General features: G+C 71.3%; 14 protein-coding genes. 10 read left to right on the plus strand and 4 right to left on the minus strand.

The window, feature by feature from the left end:
- Positions 1-50: 50 nt before the first annotated feature.
- Positions 51-1,367 carry an ABC transporter permease gene (locus AC559T_RS18590; protein ID WP_131626096.1) on the minus strand — a complete coding sequence of 439 codons (1,317 nt, stop codon included), beginning with the start codon at positions 1,365-1,367 and terminating at the stop codon, positions 51-53.
- Entirely contained in the window at positions 1,364-2,344 is a 981-nt protein-coding gene (locus AC559T_RS18595; RefSeq protein WP_071059643.1) for an ABC transporter ATP-binding protein, read from the minus strand. The genes AC559T_RS18590 and AC559T_RS18595 overlap by 4 nt, the downstream gene beginning before the upstream one ends.
- 175 nt (positions 2,345-2,519) lie before the next feature.
- Between AC559T_RS18595 and AC559T_RS18600 the strand changes: the two genes are divergently transcribed.
- Genes AC559T_RS18600 through AC559T_RS18610 form a run of 3 tightly spaced genes read left to right on the plus strand, consistent with a single transcriptional unit; the run spans position 2,520 to position 4,498 of the window.
- On the plus strand, positions 2,520-3,467 hold the full coding sequence (locus AC559T_RS18600; RefSeq protein ID WP_071059639.1) for an SPFH domain-containing protein: 948 nt from the start codon (positions 2,520-2,522) through the stop codon (positions 3,465-3,467).
- 23 nt (positions 3,468-3,490) lie between these two features.
- A complete protein-coding gene (locus tag AC559T_RS18605) occupies positions 3,491-3,763 on the plus strand; it encodes a type II toxin-antitoxin system antitoxin (RefSeq protein ID WP_498869555.1) in 273 nt (90 codons plus the stop codon).
- Between the two features lie 24 nt (positions 3,764-3,787).
- Positions 3,788-4,498 carry a GOLPH3/VPS74 family protein gene (locus AC559T_RS18610; protein WP_498869556.1) on the plus strand — a complete coding sequence of 237 codons (711 nt, stop codon included), beginning with the start codon at positions 3,788-3,790 and terminating at the stop codon, positions 4,496-4,498.
- A 29-nt stretch (positions 4,499-4,527) separates the two neighbouring features.
- On the opposite strand, the gene AC559T_RS18615 is transcribed toward AC559T_RS18610, so the two are convergent.
- Positions 4,528-5,157, minus strand: coding sequence for an SRPBCC family protein (locus tag AC559T_RS18615; RefSeq protein ID WP_498869557.1), 630 nt, complete (start codon positions 5,155-5,157; stop codon positions 4,528-4,530).
- Between the two features lie 141 nt (positions 5,158-5,298).
- Positions 5,299-6,135: an undecaprenyl-diphosphate phosphatase gene (locus AC559T_RS18620; protein WP_012157546.1), complete on the minus strand. Its 837-nt coding sequence runs from the start codon at positions 6,133-6,135 to the stop codon at positions 5,299-5,301.
- Between the two features lie 306 nt (positions 6,136-6,441).
- Between AC559T_RS18620 and AC559T_RS18625 the strand changes: the two genes are divergently transcribed.
- From AC559T_RS18625 to AC559T_RS18655, 7 genes are all read left to right on the plus strand, one after another.
- A complete protein-coding gene (locus AC559T_RS18625; protein WP_498869558.1) occupies positions 6,442-7,665 on the plus strand; it encodes an alpha/beta hydrolase in 1,224 nt (407 codons plus the stop codon).
- 138 nt (positions 7,666-7,803) lie between these two features.
- Positions 7,804-8,463 (plus strand): TetR/AcrR family transcriptional regulator, encoded by a 660-nt coding sequence (locus tag AC559T_RS18630; protein WP_071059634.1) that lies wholly within the window; start codon positions 7,804-7,806, stop codon positions 8,461-8,463.
- Between the two features lie 88 nt (positions 8,464-8,551).
- The gene (locus AC559T_RS18635; protein ID WP_498869559.1) at positions 8,552-10,306 is read left to right on the plus strand and encodes a diguanylate cyclase domain-containing protein; all 1,755 of its coding nucleotides are present in this window, start codon (positions 8,552-8,554) and stop codon (positions 10,304-10,306) included.
- Positions 10,307-10,517: 211 nt separating this feature from the next.
- Positions 10,518-11,819, plus strand: a complete 1,302-nt coding sequence (locus AC559T_RS18640; protein ID WP_112105024.1) for an acyl-CoA dehydrogenase family protein — start codon at positions 10,518-10,520, stop codon at positions 11,817-11,819.
- Positions 11,816-12,838, plus strand: coding sequence for a phosphotransferase family protein (locus tag AC559T_RS18645; RefSeq protein ID WP_112105023.1), 1,023 nt, complete (start codon positions 11,816-11,818; stop codon positions 12,836-12,838). Before AC559T_RS18640 ends, AC559T_RS18645 begins: the two co-directional genes overlap by 4 nt.
- Positions 12,835-13,638, plus strand: a complete 804-nt coding sequence (locus tag AC559T_RS18650) for an enoyl-CoA hydratase-related protein (RefSeq protein WP_071059631.1) — start codon at positions 12,835-12,837, stop codon at positions 13,636-13,638. Before AC559T_RS18645 ends, AC559T_RS18650 begins: the two co-directional genes overlap by 4 nt.
- Before the next feature lie 63 nt (positions 13,639-13,701).
- A complete protein-coding gene (locus AC559T_RS18655; protein WP_498869560.1) occupies positions 13,702-14,679 on the plus strand; it encodes an NADPH:quinone oxidoreductase family protein in 978 nt (325 codons plus the stop codon).
- Positions 14,680-14,920 lie beyond the last annotated feature (241 nt).

Consider the following 14,920-nt stretch of genomic DNA (forward strand, 5'->3'; position numbering starts at 1 on the left):
GGGCCCGAGCCGGGGCCGAGGGTCGGGACCGGGACGGGACCCGCGGCGGCTCAGGCCTCGCGCAGGGCGTCCCGGAAGGAGACCCTCGCCCCGGTCCGCAGCACCGCGTTGCGGTAGATCCGCCCGGTGAGCCGGACGAGCACGCCGATCAGCGCCAAGGCGAGCACCACCGAGAGGACCAACTGCCACACCGGCGCCACCCCGAGCGCGATCCGCATCGGCATCAGCACCGGCGCGAAGATCGGCAGCAGGGACAGCACCGCGATCAGGCCGTTGTCGGGATCGCCCGGCACGATCGAGATCCCCAGCACCCAGGGCACCACGATCGCCAGCACGATGGGGCTCGAGATACCCCCGACGTCCTCCTGCCGGGAGACCATCGCCCCGACCGCGGCGAACGGGAGGGCGTAGAGGAAGAACCCGATGACGTACCAGACCACCGACCAGATCACCGTCCCGGTGGCCTCGCCGGAGGGCAGCGAGAGCGCGCCGGTGACCAGCGCGGCGACCAGGCCCCCGCCGGCCAGCACGATCATCTGGATCAGCGCTACCAGCCCGATGCCCAACACCTTGCCGGCCATGAGCGTCCACGGGCGGACCGTCGACAGCAGCAGCTCGACCACCCGGCTCGACTTCTCCTCGATCACCCCCTGGGAGACGGCCGGCCCGTAGAGCATCAGGCCCATGTAGATCAGCAACGCGGCGGCGATCCCGAGGACGAGCCGCTCGCCCTGGTGGGCCGGCGCCGGGTCGAGCTGGGTGACATCGACCCGCGTGGCGGCGACCGCCTCGTTCACCCGGGCCGGGTCGCCGCCGAGCACGCTGATCTCGTTGTCGAGAACCTGCTGGCGGGCCACAACAGCCAGCACGGCGCGCCACTCGTCGTTCAGGTCCTCCTTGACGGCAACGCGCAGGCCGTTCGGGGACGCGGTCACGAGGGCGTCCAGATCGCCGTCGGCGACCTGGCGCAACCCGGTGGCCTCGTCGGGCACCTCGCGGGTCGTGATGCCGACGTCCAGGCTCCGGGCGGCGGCGGTGAGCGGCGCCGTGATCGCGGACTCCGCCGCCGTCACGCCGACGGACTCCGTCGAATCGCCGCCGCCGACCAGGTCGATCACGACCGCGGCGCCGACGAGCAGGACGAGGAGGGCGACGGTGGTGATCCGGAAGACCTTGGAACGCAGCCGTACGCCGAGCTCGCGACCGGCGACGAGCCGCACGGTCGCCCAGGAGCCCAGCGCCGGATAGTCGCCCCGGCCGCCGGAACCCGGCGCCGGCGCCGGCCCGGCGCCGGTCTGGGCCGGGATGCCTGGGGCCGGGCCGGCCGTGGCCTCGCGGCCGTGTTCGTGATCGGATTCCGGGCTCATGCCACCGTCACCTCGTCCGTCGCGCCCGCCGTGTCAGATCCGGAGCCGGTACGGGAGCGGACGCCGGGGGCGCCCTCGTCGGTGCTCACCGCGGAGCGGAACAGCTCGGCGAGTGACGGCCGGCCGCGGCGGAACTCCCGCACCGGACCGACCGCCAGCGCCCGGCGCAGCAGGTCCTGGTCGTCGGCGCCAGGAGCGAGGTCGACCACCGTACGGTCCCCCTCGGTGGCGCGGACGGTCATCCCGGGCAGGTCCTCGGCCCAGCCCGGTGGGGCCCCGGGCACCTCGACGACGATCCGCTCGGTGCCGTCCGCCCGCAGCTCGTCGACCGTGCCGGCGGCGACCATCCGCCCGGCGGCGACGATGCCGACCCGGTCGCAGAGCCGCTCGACGAGCTCGAGCTGGTGGCTGGAGAACACCACGGGAACCCCCTCGTCGCACTTCTCCCGCAGCACCTGGCTCATGACGTCGACCGCGACCGGGTCGAGCCCGGAGAACGGCTCGTCCAGCACGAGGACCTCCGGGTCGTGCACGAGCGCGGCGGCGAGCTGGACCCGCTGCTGGTTGCCGAGGCTGAGCTTCTGCACCTCGTCGTCCCGCCGCGCCGCGACGCCCAGCCGCTCGAGCCAGGCGTCGGCGGAGCGGCCGGCGGCAGCGGCCGGCATCCCGTGCAGCCGGGCGAGGTGGACGAGCTGGTCGCGGACCTGCATCTTCGGGTACAGGCCCCGTTCCTCGGGCATGTACCCGATCCGGCGGCGGGCGGCGAGGTCGACCGGGCGGCCGGCCCACCGGACCTGCCCGGCATCGGCCGCGAGCACCCCGAGCACGATGCGCATCGTCGTCGTCTTGCCCGCCCCGTTGCTGCCGACGAAGCCGAACAGCTCCCCCTCGCGAACGTCGAAGGTCATGCCGTCGAGCGCGACGACCTCGCCGTACCGCTTGCGCACATCGTCGATCTCGAGCCGCCTGTCCGGCATCGACCACCTCCGCGTCACGTCCTGCTGCTGGACGACCACATAGTACCGAGCTAAAGTGATATCACTTTGATACCTCGGCGCTAGCGCAGAGGTAGCCGGGCCCGACCAGCACACCAGGTCGGAACGCGACGAGCGGACCGGCTCGCCAGATCCAGCTCCTCATTCGGAGGCACACATGAGCACCGAGGCACCGCAGGTGGACGTCGAACATGTCGTTGTCGACATGCCCGAACCGAGCGTCCGGGAACACCACGCGAAGGACCACTCGGGCCTGTTGGCCCTGCTGGCGGGCCTGTTGGGCATGCTGGCCTGCCTCGCGATCGGTATCGCCGGGATCGTCGTCGCCGCCGACCACTCCGCCCCCGTCGGCGCCGTCCTCATCGTGGTCGGCGTGCTCGGCCTCATCGCCGCGTTCTTCGCGCTGTGCGGCCTGACCGCCGTCGCGCCGGGCGAGGCCCGGGTCGTCGCGCTGTTCGGCCGCTACGTAGGGACGATCCGCACCACCGGGCTGCGCTGGGTGAACCCCTTCACCACGCGCAAGAAGGTCTCCACCCGCATCCGCAACCACGAGAGCGGCGTGGCGAAGGTGAACGACGCCGACGGAAACCCGATCGAAATCGCGGCCGTCGTGGTCTGGCAGGTGAAGGACACCGCGCAGGCCGTCTTCGAGGTGGACGACTTCGTCGAGTTCGTGGCCATCCAGTCCGAGACCGCCGTGCGGCACATCGCGACGAGCTACCCCTACGACGCGGCCCCCGAGGTCATGTCGCTGCGCGACAACGCCGAGGAGATCACCGCGAAGCTCTCACTGGAGATCGCGGCCCGGGTCGCCTCCGCCGGTGTACACGTGATCGAGTCCCGCATCACCCGGCTGGCGTACGCGCCGGAGATCGCCCAGGCGATGCTCCGGCGCCAGCAGGCGGGCGCCGTCGTCGCGGCCCGCTCGCGGATCGTCGAGGGCGCCGTGGGCATGGTCGAGGCAGCGCTGGAACGCCTCGACCGGGAAAACATCATCGAGCTGGACGAAGAACGGAAGGCAACCATGGTCAGCAACCTGCTCGTGGTCCTGTGCAGCGAACAGTCGACGCAGCCGGTCATCAATGCCGGATCCCTCTACACCTGAGCCGCGGGAGCCGGTGACGGTACGTGGCCGAACGGAAGAAGATCCTGCTGCGCCTCGACCCGGCCGTCCACGACGCGCTGGCGCGATGGGCGTCGGACGAGCTGCGCAGCACCAACGCACAGATCGAGTTCCTGCTGCGGGCCGCGCTAGCGGACCGGGGCCGGCTACCGAGGGAGGCCGGCGCAATGCCGCGCCGCGGGCGCCCACGGCAGGACACCACCACCGACCCCGAGCCCGGCCCCGAGGACGCCCCCTCGACCGAGGCGGTGGACGTCCGCCGCACCCCACCACCGTGATCGGCACCTGGGAGGAGACCCGTCATGCAACCACCACCGTCGCTGCCGGCCCAGCTCTATCTGCTGGCCTACAACCTGGAGCGGGACCGCATGTACCGCTCGCCCTATCTGGGTCGCGCGCTACGCGCGGCCGCCGCGACCGAGCTCTACCAGGCTGGACTGCTGACCGACGAGAACGGCCGGGTCAAGCCCGTCGCGCCCCGTGCGGAGCACCGGCCGCACGCGGAAGGGCGGCCGGGCCAGCCTGCTGCGCCGGGCCGGCGGCGCACCCCGACCGCCGATGAGCTGTGCGCACAGCTCATCGGCGAGGTCGGCGCGTCGTCCCGTCACCGGTCGTGGAAGCACTGGGTGAAAAAAAACCAGCGGACCGCCGGCCGGGTCGTGCGCGACCAGCTCGAGGCGGGCCGCTGGATCAGGGTCGAGCGACGCCGAATCCTGGGGATGATCCCGGCGACCTCCGTGACCGTGCGGGACCGGGCGATGGTCCGCCGGCTGCACCGCGAGGTGGAGCAGGTCCTGCACGGAGGGCCGGCCGGCCGCGCCGACCCCGGCCCGGCGAGCCTGGCCGCGCTCCTCGCCGCCGGTCAGATCGGGGCGATGAAAAGCGGCCGGGCCCGGCGGGCACTCAAGGGTCGGCTCGCGCTGCTGGAACCGGTCGCCGGGCCGGCCGTCCCGGCGCTGCGCGCCGCCGTGCGGGAGGCGCAGGCCGCCGAATCAGCCGGTGCAGCCGGTTGACGACTCGGTCGCGGGGTTGACCCGCCAGGTCAGAACTCGCCGCCGCCGGGCTGCGAGTACGTCGCCCCGCCGGTCCCCTGATCCCGCTGCGGGCCACCGGCGCCGCCCGTACCGGGGGCTTCCGACGAACCCAACCGGCCGGGCTGACCGAACTCACCGGGCTGACCGAACTCATCGGGCTGGCCGGGCTGGCCGGCGGCGTCCGGGCGCGGTACGTCACCCCGCCAGGCTCCGGTCTCCTGGCCACGCTCCTCGATGAAGGACTTGAACCGCTTGAGGTCGTCCTTCACCCGGCGGTCGTCGGCGCCCAGCACCGAGCCGGCCTTCTCCGCGAGCCCCTCGGGCTGCCAGTCCATCTGCACCGTCACCCGGGTGGCGTCGTCGGCCAGCCGGTGGAATGTCACCACGCCGGCGTGACGGGTCCCCTCGGTGCTCTTCCACGAGACGCGCTCGTCCGGGAGTTGCTCGGTGATCGTGGCGTCGAACTCGCGCTCGGCGCCGCCGGCCTTGATCTTCCAGTGGGTGTGGGTGTCGTCCGTCTGCTGGACGGACTCGACCCCCTCCATGAAGTTCGGGAACGACTCGAACTGGGTCCACTGGTTGTAGGCGGTCCGGACCGGGACGGCCACATCGATCGATTCCTGCACGGTGCTCGTCATGGTTCCTCCCATCGACTTCGACGTCGGACGGGTGGGGTCCTCCCCGATGGTGAGGCCCTAACACACGCATCCGGGACGGGAGGGCAAAAGGGTGCCGGGCGGCGCGGATCCTGGAGCGTGATCCCGGCACCGAACCCGGCGTCAGGTCGCGGAGATGATCCCGGTGGCGAGGAGGAACAGGATCACTGAGCCGAGCGCGAGCCGGTAGTAGATGAAGACGCTGTAGCTGTGGCGGGCGACGAACTTGAGCAGCCACGCGATGGCGAAGTAGGCCGTCACGAAGCTCACCACGGTCGCGGTGATGGTGACGGTCCAGCCGACGCCCTGCTCGATGTTGGACGACTCCGTCACGACCTGCAGCAGAGCCGCCGCGAACAGCGCCGGGATGGAAAGGAAGAACGACAGGCGGGTGACCGTCACCCGGTCGATCCCGCGCAGCAGCCCGGCGGACATCGTGGACCCCGAACGCGAGATTCCCGGAATCAGCGCCATGCACTGGACGACGCCGATAACCAGCGTGTCCTTCCAGGTCACGTCGTCTTCGTGCCGTTTCTGGGTCGCGACGCGATCGGCGTAGCCCATCACCGCGCTCCACCCGATCAGGGCGGTGCCGACGAACCACAGGCTGCGCAGCGTGGTCTCGATCTGGTCCTTGAAGAGCAGGCCGACTATTCCGATGGGAATGGATCCGACGATCACCGCCACACCGAACCGGAAATCAGGGTGATCGCGGTACTCCGGCCGGGTCACACCCCTGGCCAGGGCGGCGATGATCCGCCGGAAATCATGCCGGAGGTAGAGCAGCGTGGCGAACACCGCGCCGACCTGGATGATCGCCGTGAATGCGGTGATGTCCGGGTCGTCGATGCTGTAGCCGAGCAGCTTCTCGATGATCGTCAGGTGACCGGTACTGGAGACCGGGAGGAACTCGGTGAGCCCCTCGACGGCGCCGAGAAAAACCGCTTCGACGATGTTCATGCCCGCCCTTCCTCCGCACCACCTCCGCCCGGGAGATCGCCAGGAGTGTATGTCGAGAAAGATCACCAATACGCGGTGGGTCCGCCGAGGTCACGCTGCGCGCGCGTCGAACGCCGGCGAGAGCGACCGTCCGCGACCAGGTGACTGTCCGTGATCGGATTGCCGTCCATGGTCGGGTCGGGCCGGAACGAGGCGCTACCGCTTCCCGCCACCGGCTCGGATACTTGTCCGACCCAATGCCACGGATGTGGCCTATCGACCACGTAACGCCGGCATCGGGCCCGATGTCATGGAACGGGAGCAACAGTGCGCAACGCACCCGACGCGGAGAACTCGGCGTACTCGGCGGACTCGGCGGACTCGCTCCAGGAGCCGGTGCCGCACCAGCCAACGGTTCCCGCGCCCGACCCGCAGCGACGGCCCGAGCCGGCGGGCCGGCCGGACGGCGGCGTGCTGCGACTCGACCTGCGCATCCCGGTACCCGCCACGCGCAGCCACGACCAGAGCAGCCAGCCCGACGGAGCCGACCAGGACGGCTGGCAGATCGCGGTGACCGTCTGCCTGCCCGCGCAGCCATCCCCGTCCGCCGCCGGCCCCGGCACGGACGGTTTGGAGACAGGCGGCCTGGAACCAGGCGGCTCAGCCGCGGGCGGCTCCGGCCCGGGTGTCCCCGTCCTGGTCGGGCTTCCTGGCGGTGGGTACGCCCGGCGGTACTTCGACCTGCCCGAACCCGGCTACAGCCAGGCCGAGCACCACGTCCACCGGGGCGCGGTGGTTGTCATGGTCGACCACCTCGGTGTCGGGGAGAGCAGCGTTCCGCCGACCGAGGTCACCGACCTGCCGACGGTCGCCGCGGCCGGCCACCACGCGGTGACGGCGGTCGTCGACGGCCTGCGTTCCGGCACGCTGGCGCCGGGCGTCGGGCCGGTCGGCGTGTCGGCGGTGATCGGCATGGGGCAGTCGATGGGCGGTCACATCCTGGCCGCCATGCAGGCCCACCACCGCACCTTCGACGGCGTGGCGATCCTGGGCAGCAGCATGACGGCGACGACCATTCCGTGGCGTCCCGGAACGGCCGGCCCGGTGATCCCCGAAGGGTCCTCCCCCGACGAGGCGATGGCGGTCGTCCTGGCGTCAGCCGACTGGATCTACGCGTTCTTCTGGGAGGACGTGCCGGAGTCACTCGTGCGGGCCGACAGCACCGGGGGGCTGCCGGGCCGGCGGACCGCCCCGGTCTGGGGCAGCACCACCTACCCGGGGCTCACCGGCGCCGAGGTACTGCCCGCGGGGGTGGCCGAGGCGGCGGCGAGCATCGACGTCCCGGTCCTGTTCGCGACCGGGACGCGGGACGTGACCGGTCCGCCACTGACCGAGCTGGCCGCCTTCGGTTCGGCCACCGACCTCGCCTGGTTCGTCGCGCCGAGGATGGCGCACATGCACAATTTCGCCGGCACCCGGCACCTGCTGTGGAACCGGCTGGACGCCTTCGCCGCCCAGGTGACCGGCCCGCGAACCACCCGGTTGTGGTGATCCGCCCGGCCAGAGCCCGGTACCCTGACCGCCCCCACAGCCTCCCCGACCCGCCCCGCCCCGCAAAGAATATAATTCTTTTATCCAAAGAACCGAGTTTCGCGCCTCCCAACATCCCGTACCCAAAGGACCTCGACCATGAGCGACACTGCTGGAGTGGAATGGGAGGGCACCCCCGCCTCGGTGCGGGCCGCTGTCGACCGGGCCCTGAACCGGCACCAGCGGGACGCCCTCGTCGAGGTCGAGCAGATCCTCGACGCGGCCCTGCGGGTCGCCGTCCGTGTCGCGCCGGCCGATCCCAAGGTCGCCGACATCGTCGCCGAGGCCGGGACGTCCAACCAGACCTTCTACCGGTACTTCGCCGGCAAGAACGAGCTCATGCACGCGGTGCTGGAGCGCGGGATCGTCATCCTGCGCTCCTACCTTCGCCATCAGATGTCGAAGAAGTCCGATCCTGCCGGCCAGATGACCGCCTGGGTCGACGGCATGATCGCGCAGATCACCCGGCCGGCGCTCGCGCAGCAGGGCTCCACCGTCAACCGGCTGCTCGCCCGGGCCAGTGATTCGGTGCCGGGGCGGGCCACCCTCGACCAGCAGCTCGGCCAGCTGCTCGTCCCGCCGCTGACGGCGGCTGGCCGACCACGGCCGGATCTCGACGCCAGGCTGATCCAGGACGCCGTCCTCGGCACGATGCAGCGCCATGTGGAGCCCTGCACGGTGCCGACCGAGGACGAGCAGCGCCATCTCATCGACTTCTGCGTCTCGATCCTTCAGGCGGGGCCGGCCGCCGCCCACTGAAACCGGGCTCCGCCTCCGACCTCCCACCAGGTCGCCACGCAAAGTAACGATCTGTGTATTTTGCGTCGGTTAACGGTAGGGGAAGGAGATGGGGCACAGCCGTCGGCGCGACCGGCTCTTCCGCCGCGCGGCGGTCGGCGCCGCGGTGCTGACGGGCGCCTGCGTGGTTCTCGCCCAGGTGCTCCCCGACAGCCTGGCGCCGTCCGCCGTCCGGCTGACGGTGATCGGGTTTCTGCTGCTCGGCGGGACGACCTGCGTGGTCGCCGGGCTGCGTCGCCATGGCGCCGAGCGGTGGTGGCGGCTTCTCATGGCGGTGATGGTTCTCGCCGTGGCGGTGGCGTCGGCCGCGGTGTTCCGGGACACGGCGGCGGGGCGATCTCCCGTCCCCCAGCTGACCCCGGCCTCGCTGGTGTATCTGATTCCGCTCGCGATGGGTGTCGCCGGCGTGCTGCTCTACCCGACCGACCCCGTCGAGCACGACGGCGCCGAGGACGGCGGGCCGCTGCACGCCTACCGCTGGTACGCGATCACGATCCTGGACGGCATGATCGTGGTCGGCTCGGTGGCGCTGCTGGTCTGGGCCACCGTGCTGGAGCGCACGGTCGGGCACGGCGAACCACTCGGCCCCGGCCCGCTCTACTCGATCATCCTCGCCGCGGTCTCGCTCGTGGTCTTCGTCGTGCTGATCCTGGTGGCCGTGTTCCGCGAGCCGCGCGACAGCCGCGGCCACGCGCTCCTGCTCGCGGGCATGTGCGCCGCCTCGATCTCCGCCATGTGGGAGCTCGCGGTGCTCATCCAGGGCCTGGACGACGTCCCGCGGCTGACCGATCTGCCCATTGGCATCGGTGCGCTGCTCATCGGCCTGGCCGCCATCTCCACCGATCCCGATACGGGTACCGCTACCGGTGCCGCTGTCGACGCCGACGCCGACGCCGACGCCGACATCGTGGGAGTGGGGCTGGCCGCCGTTCCCAGCCCGGGTCGGCGGGCCACCTCGGCCAGGCTCCGCCGGTGGCACGCGATCCTGCCGTACCTCCCGCTGACCGCGGCCGGGGCGGCGACGGTGCTCCAGATCGCCGGAGACGGCATCGGGCACTGGGAGGAGATCTGGGCGCTGCTCGCCCTGCTGCTACTCGCGCTGGTGCGCCAGATGATGACGATGTCGGACAACATCCGCCTGCTCGGCCAGGTGGAGGAGAAACAGCGGCAGCTGCGGCACCAGGCGTTCCACGACCCGCTGACCGGGCTGGCGAACCGCAGCCTGTTCATCGACCGGCTCGAGCGGGCGCTGCGCCGCCAGCCGGGCCCCGCCGAGCGCTTCGCCGTCCTGTTCTGCGACCTCGACGACTTCAAGCGGGTCAACGACGTCCTCGGCCACGCGGCGGGCGACGACCTGCTGCGGATCACCGGCGCACGGCTCGCCGGCTGCGTCCGCGCGGCGGACACCGTGGCCCGCCTCGGCGGTGACGAGTTCGCGATCCTGCTCGTCTCGGCCAACACCGACGATCCCGAGGCAGTCGGACGTCGGCTGGCGGCCGCGGTCCGGGCGCCGGTGCGGCTGGCGAGCCACACCTTCACCGTCGCGGCCAGCGTGGGCCTGGTGACCGTCGACCCGGAGACCGGGACGGGTGCCCCGCACCGAGGCGCGAACCCAGACGCGGAGCCGGACCCGGACGTGGAGCCGGACCCGGACGTTCCGGACACCGCCGAGCAGCTGCTGCACCGCGCCGACCTGGCGATGTACGCGGCCAAGGCCAGGCGCAACGGGGAGCCGGCCGTCTACACCCCTGAGCTGGTGGGCCCAGGGCGGGCACGGCCCGCCCTGAACGTCCCGCTGCCCTGAGCCGGCCCGAATCCGACTGCCCCCCCGAACCAACCCGAACTGGAATCACTCCAAAAGTGTCCGAACCTGATGAAACGGACTGGACCAGCCCTGAGGTCAGCCCGGCGATCCGTGATCACCGGACCAGTGTCGGATCGATATTTCGATCATTCGGAAGTTGCGTTCTTTGTGTACAGAACGCTATTCTGACCACTCCGAGAGGAGACCGACGATGTCGTGGGACTTCGAGACCGAACCCGAGTACCAGGCCCAGTTGGACTGGGCTAACAAGTTCGTGCGGGAGGAGGTCGAGCCCCTCGACATGGCTTGGCCCGACCTGCAGTTCGTGCCACGCGGCGAGACACTGCAACGGGTCGTCGACCCCCTGCGGCAGCAGGTCAAGGACCACGGCCTGTGGGCGACCCACCTGGGCCCGGAGCTCGGTGGCCAGGGGCACGGGCAGCTCAAGCTGTCGCTGCTCAACGAGATCCTGGGCCGTTCCAGCTGGGCGCCGATCGTCTTCGGGTGCCAGGCGCCGGACACCGGCAACGCCGAGATCATCGCGCACTACGGCACCGAGGCCCAGAAGAAGCAGTACCTGCAGCCGCTGCTGGACGGCGAGTGCTTCTCGTCGTACTCGATGACCGAGCCGCAGGCGGGCTCGGACCCGACCCAGTTCACCTGCAGCGCGGTGAAGGACGGCGACGGGTGGGTGATCAACGGCTGGAAGTTCTTCTCCTCGAACGCCAGCACCGCGCGGTTCGTCATCGTCATGGTGGTCACCAACCCCGATGTCAGCCGGTACCGGGGCATGTCGATGTTCCTGATCCCGACGGACACTCCGGGCATCAACATCGTCCGGAACGTGGGTCTGCCCGGTGAGCCGCTGGGCGAGGGGCACCACGCCCTCATCCACTACGAGGACGTCCGCGTCTCGGACGACGCGCTGCTCGGCGGCGAGGGCCAGGCGTTCGCCATCGCGCAGACCCGCCTCGGCGGCGGGCGGATCCACCACGCGATGCGCACGATCGGCCTGGCGAAGAAGGCGCTGGACATGATGTGCGAGCGCGCGCTGAGCCGCAGCACCCAGGGCAGCCTGCTGGCCGACAAGCAGTTCGTCCAGGGCTTCATCGCCGACTCGTACGCCCAGCTGGCGCAGTTCCGGCTGTTCGTGCTCTACACGGCGTGGTCGATCGACAAGCACAAGGACTACCGCAAGGTCCGCAAGGACATCGCCGCGGTCAAGGTGGTCATGCCCGCGGTCCTGCACGACATCGCCTCGCGGGCGCTGCAGGTGCACGGCGCGCTCGGCGCGAGCAACGAGATGCCCTTCAGCCAGATGGTGATGGGCTCGTTCGTGATGGGCCTCGCCGACGGGCCGACCGAGGTGCACAAGGTCACCGTGGCCAAGCAGGTGCTGCGCGACTACAAGCCCACCGACGACCTGTGGCCCACCGAGCACCTACCCAAGCGCCTCGCCGCGGCGCGCGAGAAGTACGCCGAGTACCTGGAACTCGAAGTGGGGAACCTGTGATCGACATCGAGCGCCTCGCCACGTGGATGGACGAGGCCGGACTCGCCGGCAAGGGCGAGCCGATCGAGCACCGTTACGTCTCCGGTGGCACGCAGAACGAGATCTACGAGATCCGCCGCGGTGACCTGCACGGAGCGCTGCGCATCCCGCCGGCGGGGGCGCCCGCCAGCCGCGACGCCGGCATCCTGCGCGAGTGGCGCATCATCGAGGCCCTGGACGGGACCGACGTCCCGCACACCGCGGCGCTCGGCATGTGCGAGGACGCCTCCGTCCTCGGCCGCTCCTTCTACATCATGGGTTTCGTGGACGGCTGGTCGCCGATGAGCCAGCGCGGTGTCTGGCCGGAGCCGTTCAACTCCGACCTCGAACTCCGCAAGGGGCTGTCCTACCAGCTCGCCGAGGGCATCGCGCTGCTGTCGAAGGTCGACTGGAAGGCCCGCGGCCTGGAGGGCCTCGGCCGCCCCGACGACTTCCACGAGCGCCAGGTCGACCGCTGGACGGCCTTCCTGAACCGCATCAAGAAGCGGGAGCTGCCCGGCTTCGACGTGGCCGCGCAGTGGCTGCGCACGCACCGGCCGATCGACTACATCCCCGGGCTCATGCACGGCGACTACCAGTTCGCGAACGTGATGTTCCAGCACGGGGCGCCCGCGAAGCTGGCCGCCATCGTCGACTGGGAGATGGGCACGGTCGGCGACCCCAAGCTCGACCTGGCCTGGATGCTGCAGAGCTGGCCCGAGGACACCAGCTCGACCGACCTGATCGGCAAGAGCTACGCGGATCTCTACGCGATGCCGACGAAGTCCCAGCTCCTCGCGCACTACGCGGAGGTGTCCGGCCGGCAGGTCGACGACTACGACTACTACCTGATCCTCTGCAAGTTCAAGCTCGCCATCGTCCTCGAGCAGGGCTTCCAGCGCGCGGGTGACGACGAGAAGCTGTTGACGTTCGGCCCGATCGTGCTCGGCGCCATGCAGGAGGCCGCCGACCTCGCGGAGAGCACGGACTACAAGCGATGACCGACACCGACACCAGCACCGCGGACATCCTGCTGGAACGGGTCGGGGCGGTGCTGGTCATCCGCCTCAACCGGCCCGAGGCCCGCAACGCCCTGACCCCCGCGCTGCTCAGCGCCATCGGCTCGGCGATCCTCACCGCGGAGTCGGACCCCGACATCCGGGTGGCCGTGCTGACCGCCGCGGGTGAGAAGGCGTTCTGCGTCGGGATGGACCTGAAGGCCTTCACCTCGGGCGGGGGCTTCTCCCAGATCGCCCCGGAGGACAAGGAGGGCCGGGCGGCCTTCGACCGGCTGATGAGCGGCGACGTCAAGGTCCCCCTCGTCGGCGCCGCGAACGGCACCGCGGTCGGCGGCGGCTTCGAGCTGCTGCTCTCCTGTGACGTCGTCGTGGCCTCTTCGGCGGCGAAGTTCGGCCTGCCCGAGGTCAAGCGAGGCCTGCTCGCGGCCGGCGGAGGCGCGGTCGCCATCGCCAGCCGGATCCCCCTCGCCCTCGCGCTGGAGCTGACCCTCACCGGCGACACCGTGGACGCCGCGCGCGCCCAGCAGCTCGGCCTGGTCAACGCGGTGACCGAACCGGAGAAGGTGCTCGAGGCGGCGCTGGCGTTCGCCGAGCGCATCGCCGCCAACGGCCCGCTCGCCGTCGCCGCGACCAAGGAGATCGTCCGGGCCGCCGCGGCCGACCCCGCGCGCGGGCAGGAGCGCATGGCGCAGCTCTCGCCGGCGGTGTTCAAGAGCGAGGACGCCAAGGAGGGCGCGATGGCGTTCATCCAGAAGCGCACGCCGCAGTGGAAGGGCCGGTGACCATGCGCCGCCCGCTCACCGTCACCGGGCTGCGCCCGCGCGTCAGCGGCCGGGTGGGCTGAGGTGCGCGCCGCGGTCTGCCGCGAGTACGGGCCGCCCGAGGTCGTCCACGTCGAGGAGTTCCCCACTCCCGAGCCGCAGCCCGACCAGGTCGGCGTGCGGGTGCACGCGGCGGCGGTGAACTACTCCGACGTCCTGCTGGTCGCGGGTGAGTACCAGATCAAGGTGCCGCCGCCGTTCGTTCCCGGCAGCGAGTTCGCCGGTGTCGTCGAGACGGTCGGTGCGGACGTGACCGGCGTGTCCGTCGGCGACCGCGTGTTCGGCACCGGCATGGTCGGTGCCTTCGGCGAGGTCGCGGTGGCGCGGGCCGCCGGCATCACCCGCACGCCGGACGGCATCGCCGACACCGTGGCCGCCGCCTTCGGCGTGGCGCACCGCACCTCGTACCACATGCTCCGGTCGGTGGGCCGGCTGCAGCCCGGCGAGCAGCTCGTCGTGCTCGGCGCGGGTGGCGGGGTGGGCCTCGCCGCCGTCCAGCTCGGGGCGGCGTTGGGCGCCACGGTGACGGCGGTGGCGTCGTCCGCGCGCAAACTCGAGGTGGCGGCCGCCAACGGCGCCACCCACCTCATCGACCACCGCGCGAACGACCTCCGCAAGGCGCTGAAGGAGACCCTCCCGGACGGCGCCGACGTGGTCATCGACCCCGTCGGCGGCGACCTGGCCGAGCCCGCGCTGCGTTCGCTGCGCTGGCGCGGCCGGTTCGTCACGGTGGGCTACGCCGCGGGCTCGATCCCGCGGATCCCGCTCAACCTGGTGCTACTCAAGGGCATCCAGATCGGCGGGATGCAGCTGCGCGACCTGGGTACGCACGCGCCGGACGAGCTCCAGCGCAACGAGCGGGAGCTCATGGAACTGTTCGCCGCGGGCAGGGCGGTGCCGCACATCGGCGCCAGCTTCACCTTCGACGAGACAGCGGCGGCGCTGCGCTATGTGGCCGACGGCCACGCCATCGGGAAGATCGTCCTGGAGATCGCCCCGTAGCACGGCCCGGGACGTCCACCGCGGGTGCGGCGTGGTGGACGTCCCGAGGGGGGCCGGAAACGACGCCCGGCGCGGCGCAGCCACAACGAGGTGGGTGCGTCGCGCCGGGTCTTTTCGTTTTCGTGCCGCTGGCCGACTCCGACTCCGGTGGAGCGGGAGCCGGCCAGGGCGTGCGTTCTCAGATGGTCTCGGGGTGCTTCTCCGCGAAGAGGCGGGCCCATTCCTTGCGGGACCGGATGGC

Source organism: Frankia sp. Hr75.2 (assembly GCF_949319125.1).
Lineage (GTDB): Bacteria > Actinomycetota > Actinomycetes > Frankiales > Frankiaceae > Parafrankia > Parafrankia soli.